At 60.1% G+C, this 14,305-nt stretch carries 12 protein-coding genes; 10 read left to right on the plus strand and 2 right to left on the minus strand.

What is annotated here, in order from left to right:
• Positions 1-31 precede the first annotated feature (31 nt).
• Positions 32-1,018, minus strand: a complete 987-nt coding sequence (locus tag HPT27_RS01000) for an SDR family oxidoreductase (protein ID WP_172237653.1) — start codon at positions 1,016-1,018, stop codon at positions 32-34.
• 107 nt (positions 1,019-1,125) lie between these two features.
• Here HPT27_RS01000 and HPT27_RS01005 point away from each other — a divergent pair, with 107 nt between their 5' ends.
• Complete coding sequence (locus HPT27_RS01005) at positions 1,126-1,566, plus strand: hypothetical protein (protein ID WP_172237656.1); 441 nt, start codon at positions 1,126-1,128, stop codon at positions 1,564-1,566.
• Between the two features lie 94 nt (positions 1,567-1,660).
• Here HPT27_RS01005 and serA read toward each other — a convergent pair whose 3' ends face one another.
• Entirely contained in the window at positions 1,661-2,893 is a 1,233-nt protein-coding gene (gene serA / locus HPT27_RS01010) for a phosphoglycerate dehydrogenase (protein ID WP_328819839.1), read from the minus strand.
• Positions 2,894-3,088: 195 nt separating this feature from the next.
• On the opposite strand from serA, the gene HPT27_RS01015 reads away from it, so the two are divergent.
• The 9 genes from HPT27_RS01015 (at position 3,089) to HPT27_RS01055 (ending at position 14,304) form a co-directional block, all read left to right on the plus strand.
• Positions 3,089-3,730, plus strand: coding sequence for an XrtA/PEP-CTERM system exopolysaccharide export protein (locus tag HPT27_RS01015; RefSeq protein ID WP_172237662.1), 642 nt, complete (start codon positions 3,089-3,091; stop codon positions 3,728-3,730).
• Positions 3,731-3,795: 65 nt separating this feature from the next.
• The gene (locus HPT27_RS01020) at positions 3,796-5,346 is read left to right on the plus strand and encodes an XrtA system polysaccharide chain length determinant (RefSeq protein WP_172237665.1); all 1,551 of its coding nucleotides are present in this window, start codon (positions 3,796-3,798) and stop codon (positions 5,344-5,346) included.
• 15 nt (positions 5,347-5,361) lie between these two features.
• On the plus strand, positions 5,362-6,243 hold the full coding sequence (locus HPT27_RS01025; RefSeq protein WP_172237668.1) for an XrtA-associated tyrosine autokinase: 882 nt from the start codon (positions 5,362-5,364) through the stop codon (positions 6,241-6,243).
• 4 nt (positions 6,244-6,247) lie between these two features.
• Complete coding sequence (locus tag HPT27_RS01030) at positions 6,248-7,801, plus strand: TIGR03016 family PEP-CTERM system-associated outer membrane protein (RefSeq protein WP_172237671.1); 1,554 nt, start codon at positions 6,248-6,250, stop codon at positions 7,799-7,801.
• A gap of 35 nt (positions 7,802-7,836) precedes the next feature.
• Positions 7,837-8,694, plus strand: a complete 858-nt coding sequence (locus HPT27_RS01035; protein WP_211197801.1) for an XrtA system polysaccharide deacetylase — start codon at positions 7,837-7,839, stop codon at positions 8,692-8,694.
• Between the two features lie 36 nt (positions 8,695-8,730).
• Positions 8,731-9,762, plus strand: a complete 1,032-nt coding sequence (locus tag HPT27_RS01040; protein ID WP_211197802.1) for a FemAB family XrtA/PEP-CTERM system-associated protein — start codon at positions 8,731-8,733, stop codon at positions 9,760-9,762.
• Positions 9,763-9,765: 3 nt separating this feature from the next.
• Positions 9,766-11,277 carry an exosortase A gene (gene xrtA / locus HPT27_RS01045; protein WP_172237677.1) on the plus strand — a complete coding sequence of 504 codons (1,512 nt, stop codon included), beginning with the start codon at positions 9,766-9,768 and terminating at the stop codon, positions 11,275-11,277.
• Positions 11,274-12,401 carry a TIGR03088 family PEP-CTERM/XrtA system glycosyltransferase gene (locus HPT27_RS01050; protein WP_172237680.1) on the plus strand — a complete coding sequence of 376 codons (1,128 nt, stop codon included), beginning with the start codon at positions 11,274-11,276 and terminating at the stop codon, positions 12,399-12,401. Before xrtA ends, HPT27_RS01050 begins: the two co-directional genes overlap by 4 nt.
• Positions 12,402-12,405: 4 nt before the next feature.
• Positions 12,406-14,304 (plus strand): XrtA/PEP-CTERM system amidotransferase, encoded by a 1,899-nt coding sequence (locus HPT27_RS01055; protein ID WP_172237683.1) that lies wholly within the window; start codon positions 12,406-12,408, stop codon positions 14,302-14,304.
• Position 14,305 lies beyond the last annotated feature (1 nt).

Consider the following 14,305-nt stretch of genomic DNA (forward strand, 5'->3'; position numbering starts at 1 on the left):
TATCTCCGCTCGCCCAGCCGCTTGCCGCACTTCAGCGCAGCAACCCTTCGTCGCGCAACCAGGCCAGGGTATCCGCCAGCAATTGCGCGGGCGGCGTCGGCTGATAACCCAGATCGGTGATAGCACGTGAGCTGTCACAGCGCACTTGCGAACAGACGATCCGCGCGCCCTCCCGAGTCACATCCGGCACCTTGTTGGTCACGGCGGCAGCGGTTTCCTTGATCGCGCCGACCAGATAGATCAGCGGCGCCGGTAACGGCCGGGTTGGCACCGGTACGCCAAGCGCTGCACCAGCCTGCTGCAGCAACTCCAGAAACCGGATTTCATCACCACCCAGAAAATAATTCATGCCGACGGCACCATACCGGACCGCGGCCAGATGCGCTTTTGCCACCTCGCGGACATCGGCAAACATGCCCGAGCCCGGCGGCACGCCCGGCAGTTTTTTGGCCGCCGTCAGCAGGAACAGCCGCGCCCAATTGTTGGTGTCAAACGGGCCGAGGATATGACCGGGATTGATGAAGCTTGCCGACAATCCGCGCGAAATACCGGCGCGCACTTCTTCTTCCGCCAGCGCCTTGGTCTGGTAGTAATGAATGGGCGCTTGCTTACCCAGCGGCGCGCTGTGTTCGTTGACAACATCATCGCGCAGACCAAACGCCGCAATCGAGCTGGTGTGAATAAACCGTTTGGCGCCAACCGCTAACGCCGCGTTGACCATGTTGCGGGTACCGATGACATTGGTCTGGTATTGCTGCACACGTTCGCGTGGCCAGATGCTGGTATCGCCGGCAACATGAAACACGGCATCGACACCGGATGGGATCAGCTGCGCCAAGCGCGCCACATCATCGAGCTCGCCTTGCACTTTCTCGACCGGAAAGCGGTCGAGAAAGCCGGCGCGCGCCGGCTGCCGGCACAACGCCCGCACCTGCCAGCCTCGCTCGGTCAGCAGCTTGACCAGATTGGTACCGACAAAACCGGTGGCGCCGGTCACAAATGCCGTCAGGCTCGCCATGTCCACTCCGATTTCTTCACGAGGCTAACTTTGTTGCTGCCTCGCTGGCCAAGTGGCCGAGAAGCCACTATCTTGCCAGTTTCCAATGTTCCCGTGATGAGCCTGTCATGTCGCGACTGATGTACGGATTGTTTCTGTGGTTTGGATTGTGCCAACTGGCCCACGCCGATGGCGTACTCGATGGTCTGTGGGTTGGCATCTACTCCAGCGGACCGCAGTTTACCGAAACCGATAACGTCGGCTTCTCGGTGGTGCTGGAAAGCCAGGGCGATGCCATCAGCGGCCGGCTGATCGAAGTGCAGACCTTTGGTGGTGAACCCGCGACCGGCCTTGGCGCCGCACTGAGCGGCACCATGACCAATGATGTGGTCAGCTTGATCAAGAAATACGATGGCAGTGGTGGCGTCAACCATTCGGTGCATCTGCAGCTGAGCTACAGCGAGGGCGACCCGACCTCCGACGATCTGGTCGATGGCGACATGCTCGATGGCGAATGGTTCATCGATGCCAAGACCAGAGGCCAGGTCCGGTTGTTCCGTTTGCAATGATCGGCGACTACCCGCCTGACGGCCGGTGTTAACCGTCGGTATTGACTGACGAAAAAAAAGGACGGTGAACCGTCCTTTTTTTTGCCTGCCGCGTTCAGTACAACAAACGCGCCCGGATCGTGCCCGGAATTGCTTTCAGTTTTTCGAACGCCAGATCACTCGACTCCTGATCAATGTCGGTCACAACATAACCGATCTCGGCATTGGTCTGCAGATACTGCGCCGAGATGTTGATATCGCCGTCGGCGAAAATATTGTTGACCTGACGCAGGATGCCCGGTTCGTTGCGGTGAATGTGCAACAGCCGGTGTTTGCCGACGTGGGTCGGCAACGAGACTTCCGGGAAATTGACCGCCGACAGCGTTGAACCGTTGTTGCTGTATTTGACCAGCTTCTCGATCACTTCCATGCCGATCGCCGCTTGTGCTTCCTGGGTCGAGCCGCCGATATGCGGAGTCAGGATGACGTTGTCGAATTCACGCAGTGGCGAGACAAATTCATCCTTGTTCGACTTCGGCTCTTTCGGAAACACGTCAATCGCGGCGCCGCCGAGATGTCCGCTTTTCAGTACGCCATACAGGGCTTCAATATCAATTACGGTACCGCGCGAGGCGTTGATCAGCAGCGCGCCCGGTTTCATCTTGGCCAGTTGGCTGGCACCGATCATGTTTTTGGTCTGCGCGGTTTCCGGCACATGCAGGGTCACTGCGTCGGCGGTCGCCAACAGCTCGTCCAACGTCGACACCGGCTGGGCATTGCCGAGTGCCAATTTGTTCTCGACATCGTAGTAGCGCACCTTCATGCCGAGATTTTCGGCCAGGATACCGAGCTGGGTGCCAATGTGACCGTAACCGATGATGCCGAGCGTTTTGCCGCGCGCTTCAAAGCAGCCGTTGGCCGCTTTCTGCCATTCGCCGCGATGCGCCGCCGCACTTTTTTCCGGCACCCGGCGCAAGAGCAGAATGATTTCGCCGAGCACCAGTTCGGCGACCGAGCGGGTATTGGCGAACGGCGCATTGAACACCGGAATGCCCAAGCTCTGGGCGGCATCCAGATCAACCTGATTGGTACCAATGCAGAAACAGCCGACCGCATTGAGCTTGGTCGCTTTCGCGAGCAGCTCGGCCGTCAGCTGGGTATTGGAGCGAATACCGACAAAGTGGGCCTGGGCCAATTCGGCTTCGAGCTGATCCGGTGGCAGCGACTTCTCGAAATAACCGATGTTGGTGTAGCCATCGGCTTTCAGGTAATCGACGGCCTTGGCATGAATGCCTTCCAGCAGCAGGAAGCGGATGCGCTCCTTGCCCAGCGACTGACGGGTGCTCACGGTGAACCTCACAGGACGGAAACGGCGGGAAATTGAGGCCGACTTTCGCACGTTTAGACGTCCGTTGCAAATTGGCGCTGCAGTGCAGCATTTACACCGGTTGTCAGCTTTCTTGCCAATTTCATAACAGGCGCACACAATAGCCGCCTTGGGACGGAGCCCAACGGCAAGCAAAGGAAAAAGGGGACCCCTCGTATGCGTCACGCCACTCGAATTTTCACCCGTCGCCTGTGCGCCAGCCTGGCTGCACTGAGCCTCCTGACCGCCTGCAGTGGCATCCAGCCGCTGCCGAGCGCGGCCCCGCATCAACCGTTCACCACTGACCCCGGCCAGTACCAGTACCTGATTGGCCCGGGCGATGGTCTCAGCATTTTCGTCTGGCGCAACCCGGACGTCAGTTCCAGCGTCACGGTGCGGCCGGATGGCCGCATCACCACTCCGCTGGTCGAAGACGTCATGGCCGCCAACAAGACCCCGACCCAGCTGGCCCGGGATCTGGAAAAAGCGCTCGGTTCCTATATCAAGGACCCTATCGTCACCGTCACCGCGACCGGCTTTGTCGGCCCGTATTCCGAGCAGGTCCGGGTAGTGGGTGAGGCCGCCAAGCCGCAATCGCTGTCCTACCGCCAGAACATGACCCTGCTCGACGTGATGATTGCCGTCGGCGGGCTGACCGAATTTGCTGATGGCAATGACGCCCTGGTGGTTCGCATCGTTGGCGGCAAGCAGCAGCAATACAGCGTTCGGCTGGAAGACCTGATCAAGGACGGCGACATCAGTGCCAACGCCGAACTGTTGCCCGGCGACGTCATCATCATTCCCGAAGCCTTCTTCTGATTTTTCGCCGCTGGTACGCATCGGAAGCGACTCGCCAGCGGCCCTGACTTGCACGGAACGCACACATGCAGGACGTCATTGAGCAAATCCTCAGTTATCTGCGCGGGATCTGGCGCCAGCGCTGGTATGCCTTGCTGGTTACCTGGTCGGTTTGCATCGCCGGCTGGGCCTTTGTCATGCACATGCCGGATCAATACCAGGCCACCACCCGGGTCCAGGTCGATACCTATTCGATGCTGCAACCGCTGCTGAGCGACATGACAGTGCCGGTCGCCGCACCGGAACGGGTCCGTCAGCTGCAGCAAACCATTCTGGCCCGGCCGAATCTGGAAAAAGTGATCCGCTCGTCCGATCTGGATCTGAAAGCCACCAACGAAACCGAATTCGAAGAGCTGGTCAAGGAACTGGAAGAAAGCATCCAGTTCCGCCGTGCCGGCAACAACGATCTGTATTCGATCAGCTATCAGGCCGATGACCCGACCCAGGCCAAACGGGTTGTGCAGTCGTTGCTGAATCTGTTCATCGAACAGGCGCTCGGCGATTCCCGCCAGGACACCGACAGCGCCCAGCGTTTTCTCGACAATCAAATCGACGAATATGCGCAGAAATTGCAGGACGCGGAAAACCGCCTGAAAGAATTCAAACGGAAAAACCTCGGCCTGATGCCGGAGCAGGGCAAGGACTACTACCAGCGTCTGCAGGAAGCCCGGCAAGCCGTGGAAGAGGCGCAACTGGAGCTGCGGCAATCGGAAAACCTGGCCAACGAATTGCGCCGCCAGTTGCAAGGCGAAGACCCGACCTTCGGCATGGTCACCGCACCGAAAGTCAGCGCCAATATTCCGGAGCTTGATGGTCGCATCAGCCGCCTGCAACAACAGCTCGACGAGCTGCTGACCCGGTTCACTGACAAACACCCGGACGTGGTCAACACCCGCGCCCGCATCACCGAACTGGAAAACCAGAAAGCCGAAGCAATCAAGGCTGGTGGCGGTTTTACCAACAACGGCCCGATCGATACCAATCCGGTTTACCAACAGCTGAAAATCTCGCTGAGCGAAGCGGAAGCACGCAGCGCCTCGCTACGCACCAAGGTGGCGGACTACCAGGCACGTGCCACCGAGCTCGACAAAAAAGTATTCATTTTGCCGCAGGTGGAAGCCGATCTGGCTGGTCTGAACCGCAACTACGATGTCACCAAAGACAACTACGACAAACTGATCGCCAAACGCGAGCAGGCGCGTATTTCCCAGGATCGCGATCAGAACACCAGCGACGTCAAATTCCAGGTCATCGACCCGCCGCGGGTACCGCCGGAGCCGAGCGGTCCGAACCGGCCGCTGCTGCTGTCCGGCGTGCTGGCTGGTGGACTCGGCGTCGGTTTCGCCGTGGCGCTGCTGATTTCGCAAATCTTGAGTACGTTCGACAATCCGAAAATGCTGACCCAGGCGCTGCAGGTGCCGGTGCTCGGCACCGTGTCGATGGTGCTCAGTCCGCGCGCGGAAAGTATTCGCCGGATGAAGAACTGGGTTTTCCTCGGGCTCGGGCTCGCGTTGTTACCGGTTTACGGAGGACTGCTGTACATGCAGACCGCCGGCCGCGCGTTACTCGGCTCATGATGTGAGGACAGGCAAATGGATTTGATCGAACGCGCTGCCGCCCGTCTGGCCCAGCAAGAAAACAAAACCAGCAAAACCGAAGCGGAAAATGTCGTCGACGCACGGGAAGAAGCGCCGCCACGCCCGGTAGCGGTGCTGCACCGCTCGGAAGAGCACGGCCTGCCGCTGCTGAAACTGGATGAAGAGCGACTGCGCCAAGCCGGCATGGTGGTGCCGGACAGCACCCGCAGCAAAATCAAGGAAGAGTATCGCCATATCAAACGGCCGCTGCTGATGAACGCAGCCGGAAAGGGCACCAGCGTGCTCAAGCACGCCAACCTGATCATGGTGACCAGCTCGCACCCGGGCGAAGGCAAGACCTTCACTGCGGCCAATCTGGCGCTCAGTATTGCCGCCGAACGCGACAAGACCGTGCTGCTGGTTGACGCAGACGTGGTGCGCCCGTCATTGGGTGCCCTGCTCGGTTTCAGCGCCGAAAAAGGTCTGGTTGATCATTTGATCGACCCGACGCTCGATCTCGGCGACTTGCTGATCAAAACCGAACTGCCGACGCTGACCATTCTGCCGGCTGGCACGCCGCACCATTTGTCGACCGAATTGCTGGCCTCGACCGCGATGCAGCAGTTGACCGAACAACTGTCCAGCCGCTATCGCGATCGCATCGTGATTTTTGATTCGCCGCCGCTGCTGCCGACCACCGAGTCCTGCGTGTTGGCGCATCTGATGGGCCAGATCGTGATTGTGGTCGAAGCGGAACGGACCACCCGCTCCGATGTTCGCGAATCGCTGGAGCGGCTCGGCGCACTGCCGGAAACCGCGGTCGGTTTCGTGCTGAACAAAACCCGGCACGAAATGGACCCCGGCTATTACGGCTATGGCTACGGGTACGGGTACTGAGCCCATGCGTGGCGCCCGCCCTTTCGCTCTGTCGTTGCTGCCGCTGTTCCTGCTTGTCCCTGCCGCTCAGGCTGGGCACTGGGATTTCACGCCGACGATTTCCCTGCGGGAGATCTACTCCGACAACATCGGCCTCAGCGAAACCGATCCGCAGAGCGACTGGGTCACCGAACTGACCCCGGGCTTCACCCTGCGCGGCCAGAGCGACGCGTTCCGGATGAACCTGAATGCCTCGTCGCAGAACCTGTATTACCACGATGCCGCCATTGCCGATGGTGATCACACCCAGAGCAATCCGCAGCTGACCTTGAGCTCCACCACCACCTTGCTGCCATCGCTGTTCTATGTCGATATCGGCGGCAGCGCCGGGCAGCGGCTGGTGTCGGACAGCAATCGCGGTTCCTACGACAACATCGCGCTGTCTGGCGATCGCACCGATTATTCGACCTATACCATCGCGCCGTATCTGCGTCACCGTGCCCGCAACGGCATTTTCTTTGAAGCGCGGGCCGAGCGTGGCGTCAGCGAATTTGATCGCGATGATCCAAACCGCAACGACGTATTGCACGACGCCACCACCGAGAACTATCGGGTTCGGCTGGACAATCAAGCCATGAACACCGGTCTGCACTGGAGCGTGGTCGGCACACGTCGATACATTGATCGAAAATCGGAAACGCTGGCCGATCCGGATTTTCGCAGCGCCCAGATTGATCTGAGCTACCAGCTCAGCACCACCCTGGCGGTGTTGGGTCGGGCCGGCCGCAGTGAAAGCGAGTTGGGTGGCTTCGACAGCGATCGCAATGGCGATTACAGCGCCGGCGGTTTCCAATGGTCACCCAATCGCCGGTTCAATTTGTCGGCGCTGGCTGGTAGTGGCTACAGCGATGCCGAAATGAACTGGAAGCCCAGCCGTCGAACTGATTTTTCGCTGGGTTATCGCGACACCGATATCGGTTTGGTTGCCGGCCCGAGCTGGCGCGCCAGCGCGAAATTTCGTGGCCGTTCGCTGACCAGTTCCTTGAGCTACAACGAAGAAGTGACCACCGAGCAGCAATTGGTGCTCGACCACACGGAGTTCGTTCCATTTATCGACCAGAATGGCAACCCCGTAATTGATCCAGTCACCCATCAAGTGCTTGGTCAGAACGTCAACTTCTTTGCCATCGCTGACGATGAATTCGAGCGCCACCGTGGCGCCCTGAGTACGGTCTGGAAAGCGCGTCGCGCTACGATCAACCTCACCTTGTCGAAAGAAGACCGCCAGTACCTGGTCCGTGATGAACTCGACAATGAAAGTTACGGCGGTGCGATCAACTTCAGCTGGCCACTTGCAGCCGGTACCAGCCTGCTCAGTCAGTACCGTGAGCAGCACGGCGAATTTACCAGCGACGGCGCCAAAGAAGATTTTCAGCTCGCCAGCCTCGGTCTTCGCATCGACCTGTCCAAGCGCAGTTACACCAGTTTGAGCGTACAAAAAGTGCAACAGGACAGCGACCGTGGTGGCCGCAGTTACGACGAAGGGCGAGTCATCGCCGAACTGAACATGCAGTTTTGAGGTGGATGGTGCAGGACTCGCAACAAGCAGCTGGATTGCTGCGCAACGCAATGACGGTCGACGTCGAGGACTATTTTCAGGTGTCCGCGATGGAGCCGTATGTCGCGCGTGAAAACTGGGAAAAAACCCCGCTGCGGGTTGAGCGCAACACCGAAACGGTGCTGCAGTTGTTCAGCGACGCGGGCATCCGGGCCACCTTCTTCACGCTCGGCTGGGTCGCTGAGCGTTGCCCGGCGCTGATCAAACGCATTGTCGACAATGGCCACGAGCTCGCCAGCCACGGCTACGAACACACCCGCGCGCACCAGCAGAATCGCGAACAGTTTGCCGCCGATGTGCGCAAGACCAAAACCCTGCTGGAAGACATGGCCGGGGTCAGCGTCACCGGCTATCGCGCCGCCAGCTATTCGATCACCCGCGCCAATTTATGGGCACTGGATGAACTGGCGGCCGCCGGCTATCGCTACAGCTCCAGCATTTATCCGGTTCATCACGATCTCTACGGCATTCCGGACGCGCCGCGGCAGCCGTTTTTTCCGGCCCGGGCACCGACCCTGCTGGAAGTGCCGGTCACCACCGCGCAGTTCGGCAGTCGCAATGTACCGGCTGGCGGCGGCGGTTATTTCCGGCTGTTCCCGTATGCGCTGTCGCGCAAACTGATCGAACGGGTCAACCGGCGCGATCAGATGTCGGCGGTGTTTTATTTTCACCCGTGGGAAATTGATCCGGCCCAGCCGCGGCCGAATCAATTGGATCTGCGTACCCGGGTTCGCCACTACCTGAATTTGCGCCGCATGGCGCCGCGCTTGCAACGTTTGCTCAGTGATTTTCAGTGGGGCCGGATGGACGAAATTTTTCTGCCGCAGTCCGCTCCGACCATCGATTTGCAGTGATCCCAGCCAGCGATAACCGACGCCATGGATGTGCGTGTGACACCAATCAGCATACAACCGTATAGCCCCGCGCTCGCCACCGAGTGGGATGCCTACGTCCGCCAACATCCGGATGGCAGCTTTTTCCATCTGGCAGGCTGGCAACGGGTGATGACCGAAGGACTCGGTCACCGCAGCCATTTTCTCTGTGCCCGACGCGGCGAGCGACTGGTCGGCGTTTATCCGCTGGCAGAGGTGCGCAGCCTGCTGTTCGGTCACAACCTGGTGGCGCTGCCGTTCTGTGTGTATGGCGGCATCCTGAGCGATGATCACGACGTGCAGCAGGCGCTCGATCAGGCAGCCCAACAACTCGCCACGTCACTGCAGGTTGATGCCCTCGAAGTGCGCAACCGCCAGCCCGTACATGATGATTGGCCGCGCAAATCGCTGCACGTGACCTTTCGCCGCGCCCTGACCGGTGATGCCGAGGCGGATCTGAATGCCATTCCGCGCAAACAGCGGGCCATGGTGCGCAAGGCCATCGGCAATGGTCTGGACCACAGCATCGACGAACAGCTGAACGACTTTCTCGACTGCTACGACACCAGTGTCCGCAATCTCGGCACGCCGGTGTTTCCGCGCCGCTATTTCCGGGTACTGCGCGACGTGTTCGGCGATGATTGTGAGATTCTGACGGTGCGCAAAAACGGCGCCGCGGTTGCCAGCGTCATGAGTTTCTATTTCCGCGACGAAGTGCTGCCGTACTACGGCGGCGGTGGCATGCTGGCGAGGCAACTGGCCGGCAACGACATGCTGTATTGGGCGCTGATGAAACACGCCGGTGAGCGTGGCGCCAGACTGTTCGATTACGGCCGCAGCAAAATTGACACCGGCGCTTATCACTTCAAAAAGAATTGGGGCTTTGAGCCGCAGCCACTGGCCTACGAATATTTTCTGGTCAAGGCCAAACAGATGCCGGATGTCAATCCGCTCAATCCGAAATACAAACTGTTCATCGAGACCTGGAAACGGCTGCCGCTGCCGGTTGCCCGCCTGCTTGGTCCGATGCTGTCGCGGCATCTGGGGTAAACCATGACCGACGCCACGATACTGCCTACCCCGAACCAGCCGACCACGTCGTCAGCTTCGCGCTGGGCGAAAGCACTGACGCTGCTGATCGGTTTGATCGTGCTGCTGGTGTTTGCCCAGTGGCAACTGGCGCAGGACATGTTTGCCATCTGGTGGCGGTCAAAGACCTTCAATCACTGTCTGGTCATTCCGCTGATCAGCGCTTATCTCGTTTACGAACGCCGGCAATACGTCACCACGCTGACTCCGCAAGCCAGCGCACTGGGGCTGCTGCTGCTGCTGGCCGCCAGCCTGCTGTTGCTGCTGGCAGAACTCGCCGGCGTTGCGGTGGCTGCGCATTTTGCGTTTATCCTCAGCGTGCAAGCATTGGTGTGGACGGTGCTCGGTACCGAGATTTGCCGGCGTTTGCTGTTCCCGCTGCTCTATCTCTGGTTCATGGTGCCGTTCGGCGAATTTCTGGTGCCGCAGCTGCAGGATGTCACCGCCGACATGGCGGTCTGGTTGCTGCGGCTGTTTGACATTCCGGTGTTTCGCGATGGTCATTTTATCGCGCTGCCCAACGGCGATTTTCTGGTCGAGGAAGCCTGTAGCGGCATCAATTACCTGATCGCTTCACTGGCGCTCGGTACCGTCTATGCGTATCTGCAATACCGTTCCTATCGCCGTCGCGCACTGTTTATCGCGCTGAGCACGGTGGTACCGATCATTGCCAATGGCGTGCGCGCGTTCGGCATCATCCTGACCGCCCACCTGACCAACAACGAATACGCGGTCGGAGTCGATCATCTGATCTACGGCTGGATTTTCTTCGGCGTGGTGATCTTCCTGCTGTTTGCGCTGGGTCGCAGTTTCTCCGATGGCGGTCCGGACGCACCGGGCGCTGGTAGCAGCACAACCGAACGCCGGAGCCGGCAACCTTACGCCGTATTGATCGGCGCGTTGCTGCTGGTCAGTTTGCCGGCAGCGCTGCAGCGCACGGATGCGGCGAACACGGCACCAATGCTGGCCATCACGTCGCTACCGGCATCGTGGCAAGTTCAAAGCAGCGAGCCGCTCGGCGCGCAACTGCTCGGCGCCGCTGAGGTGCAAGTGCTGCGCGACGACGAGCTCGAAGTCATCATCGGCTATTTTCCGAATGACAGCCGCGGCCATGAACTGGTCAACGACAAACATCGCGTGTACGACAAGCAACGCTGGCGCCGCCTGCAAGCGGATCGCCGGATTGTGAGCGGCGTAGAAGCTGATGGCCTGCGGCTCGGCAATCCGGCCGGCGAAGCGCTGCTGGTGCACACCCTGTATGTGTTTGCCGACAGCGTGCAAGGCCGGGACTGGCGCGCCAAGTGGCAGCAAATGCAGGCACGTCTGGCCCGTCGGCCAGCGCCGGCGCTGCACCTGATCGTTGCCCGTGCCAGCAGCATGACCGATGCCGAGCTGGAGCAACGGCTGGCCGGTTTGCTGCCGGTCTTGCAACAACGCTTGCGAGAATTGGCCGAAGCCGGGAGTGTCACGCCATGACCGAACCGCGGCCGTTATTGGCGCACGTGCTGTTCCGGTTCGCGGTCGGCGGTCTGGAAAATGGCGTCGTCAACCTGATCAATCATTTGCCGACCGGCCGTTATCGGCACGTCATCATCTGCGTGACCGATCACGATCCGGAATTCGCGCGCCGGCTGCAGCGTAGCGATGTCCAAATTTTCGAATTGAAAAAACAGCCGGGACTTGATCTCGCGGTCTGGTGGCGGCTGTACAAATTGCTGCGCCAGTTGCAGCCGGACTTGATCCACACCCGCAATCTGTCGGCACTGGAAGCGCTGCTGCCGTCGTGGCTGGCCGGCGTGCCGGCGCGGCTGCACAGCGAACACGGTCGCGATGTCGGCGATCTCGATGGCCGCAACAAGCGCTATCAAATGTTGCGCCGCTGGCTGTTGCCGCTGGCGCAAACCGTGGTGGCGCTGTCGCAGGATTTGGGCGGGTATTTGCGCGACTCGGTCGGCATCGCCAGCGACAAGGTCCGGGTGATCTGCAACGGTGTCGATTGCGATCGGTTCACGCCGGCCAATACCGGTCAGCGCGACGAGGTGCTGCGCTTCATCAGCGTCGGTCGTTTGCAGGACGTCAAGGATCCGCTCAATGTGCTGCGGGCCTTTGCCGCCATCCGGCAATTGCGACCGCAACAGCCCATGCAGCTTGAGCTGGTGGGTGACGGGCCGCTGCTGGACGCTTGCCGCCAGTTTGTCGAAGCGCTTGGCCTGCGTGACTGTGTGCAACTGCCCGGCGCCGCCAGTGATGTCGCCCAGCGCCTGCGTCACGCTGATGTTTTTCTGCTTGGCTCCCGCGCCGAAGGCATTTCCAATACCGTGCTGGAAGCAATGGCCAGCGGCTTGCCAGTCGTGGCTACCCGGGTCGGTGGCAACGCCGAATTGGTGGTCGACGGCGAAACCGGTTTTCTGGTGCCGGCCGAGCAACCGGAAGCGCTGGCCGCAGCATTGCGGCGTTATGTCGATGACCGCGCCTTGCTTGGTCGTCATGGTGTTGCGGCGCGCGCGCGCGCCGTTGCCGAATTCAGTCTGGCGGGCATGATGGAGCGCTATCAGGCGCTGTACGATCAATTGCTCGCTGCTCATCCAAAAGGAATTTGACGCTATGTGCGGTATTGCCGGTCTGTTTCACCTGCGCACGCCCGGAACGGTGGACGAGGGCTTGTTGCGTCGGATGACCGACAGCATTGTCCATCGTGGCCCGGACGAATCCGGTCTGTATATCGGCCGCGGCGTTGGTCTGGGTCACCGCCGCCTGTCGATCATCGATCTGGCCTCCGGCCAGCAACCGATGTACAGCGACGACAAGAAAGTGGTCATCGTCTTCAACGGTGAAATCTACAACTTTCTTGATCTGCAGAAAGAGTTGATGCGGGCCGGCCATCACTTTCACACGCACTCCGATACCGAGGTGTTGTTGCACGCCTGGCTGGAATGGGGTGAAGACTGCGTGCGCCGCTTGCGCGGCATGTTTGCCTTCGCCATTTTTGACAGCCGGCATGACTGCCTTTTTCTGGCCCGTGATCACATGGGCAAGAAGCCGCTGTACTACGCCGAGCTGCAAACCGGCGAAGTGATTTTCGGCAGCGAAATGAAAGTGCTGCTGACTCACCCGGCCATGGTGCGCAAACTCGACCCGATCGCCGTCGAAGATTATTTCGCCTACGGCTACGTGCCCGAACCGCGAACGATTTTTGTCAATGCGAAAAAGCTGCCACCGGCCTCGACTTTGCTCATCACCCGCGACCGGGTCAACAGCCCGAAAGTCATCTGGGATGTGCCGTTTGAACCGGTTGCCGTCGCCAGTGCCGCTGCGGCCCGCGATGAACTGGCTGAGCGGCTGCAGGAAGCGGTACGCGTGCGGCTGATGGCCGAAGTGCCGCTCGGCGCGTTTCTCTCGGGCGGCGTCGATTCCAGCGCTGTCGTCGCGATGATGGCAAAAGAAAGTCGCGAGCCGGTCAACACCTGCTCGATCAGTTTTGGCGACCCCAAGTTCAACGAGTCTGAATACGCCAACCAGATCGCCCAGCGTTACCATACCAATCACAGCGTCCGCCAAGTTGACCCGGAAGATTTTTCGCTGATCGACGAACTGGCCCGGCTCTACGACGAGCCCTACGCCGACAGCTCGGCACTGCCGACTTATCGGGTCTGTCAGCTGGCACGTGAACGGGTCACCGTGGCGCTGTCGGGTGACGGTGGTGACGAAAACCTCGCCGGTTATCGCCGCTACCTCTGGCACATGCGGGAAGAGCGGGTCCGTCAGCGGCTACCGCTCGGTCTGCGCAAAAATGTCTTCGGCTTTCTCGGCAAGGTCTACCCGAAACTGGATTTCGCACCGCGCTTCATCCGGGCCAAGGCGACCTTCCAAGGTCTGGCACGTGACAGCGTTGAGGCCTATTTTCACGCGGTCAGTATTTTCAAGGATGACATGCGCCGGGATCTGTTCAGCCCGCAACTGAAATCGACGCTGCAAGGTTATGGCGCGCTCGAAGTCATGCGCGCGCATGCTGCCAACGCGCCGACCGAGCACCCGCTGTCACTGATCCAGTATCTCGACATGAAAACCTATCTGGTCGGCGACATTCTGACCAAGGTCGACCGCGCCTCGATGGCGCACGCGCTCGAGGTGCGGGTACCGTTCCTTGATGTCCGCTTTGTCGAATGGATGTCGGGTCTGCCGCCCGAATTGAAACTGCACGACGGTGAAGGCAAATATCTGCTCAAGCAGGCCATGGCGCCGCATCTGCCGCATGACTTGATGTACCGCAAGAAAATGGGCTTCGCCGTGCCGCTGGCCAGCTGGTTCCGCGGCCCCCTGCGCGAACGCATCCGCAATGAACTGTTGACCGGACCACTGGCGGAAAGCGGTCTGTTCAACCGGCAATATCTGCAAACCCTACTCGATCAACATCAGTCCGGGCTGCGTGACTTCAGCGCACCGTTGTGGACGCTGATGATGTTCGCCCGCTTCCTGGCCAATACGTCGCCGGAGTCGGTCTAAT

The sequence above is a fragment of the Permianibacter fluminis genome, assembly GCF_013179735.1.
Lineage (GTDB): Bacteria > Pseudomonadota > Gammaproteobacteria > Enterobacterales > Permianibacteraceae > Permianibacter > Permianibacter fluminis.

Bases quoted from the DNA above. Each gene is read 5' to 3' on its own strand.
- HPT27_RS01005 (WP_172237656.1), top strand. From the start codon at position 1,126: ATGTCGCGACTGATGTACGGATTGTTTCTGTGGTTTGGATTGTGCCAA.
- HPT27_RS01055 (WP_172237683.1), top strand. From the start codon at position 12,406: ATGTGCGGTATTGCCGGTCTGTTTCACCTGCGCACGCCCGGAACGGTG.
- xrtA (WP_172237677.1), top strand. From the start codon at position 9,766: ATGACCGACGCCACGATACTGCCTACCCCGAACCAGCCGACCACGTCG.
- HPT27_RS01025 (WP_172237668.1), top strand. From the start codon at position 5,362: ATGGATTTGATCGAACGCGCTGCCGCCCGTCTGGCCCAGCAAGAAAAC.
- HPT27_RS01000 (WP_172237653.1), bottom strand. From the start codon at position 1,018: ATGGCGAGCCTGACGGCATTTGTGACCGGCGCCACCGGTTTTGTCGGT.
- HPT27_RS01020 (WP_172237665.1), top strand. From the start codon at position 3,796: ATGCAGGACGTCATTGAGCAAATCCTCAGTTATCTGCGCGGGATCTGG.
- HPT27_RS01050 (WP_172237680.1), top strand. From the start codon at position 11,274: ATGACCGAACCGCGGCCGTTATTGGCGCACGTGCTGTTCCGGTTCGCG.
- HPT27_RS01015 (WP_172237662.1), top strand. From the start codon at position 3,089: ATGCGTCACGCCACTCGAATTTTCACCCGTCGCCTGTGCGCCAGCCTG.
- HPT27_RS01030 (WP_172237671.1), top strand. From the start codon at position 6,248: ATGCGTGGCGCCCGCCCTTTCGCTCTGTCGTTGCTGCCGCTGTTCCTG.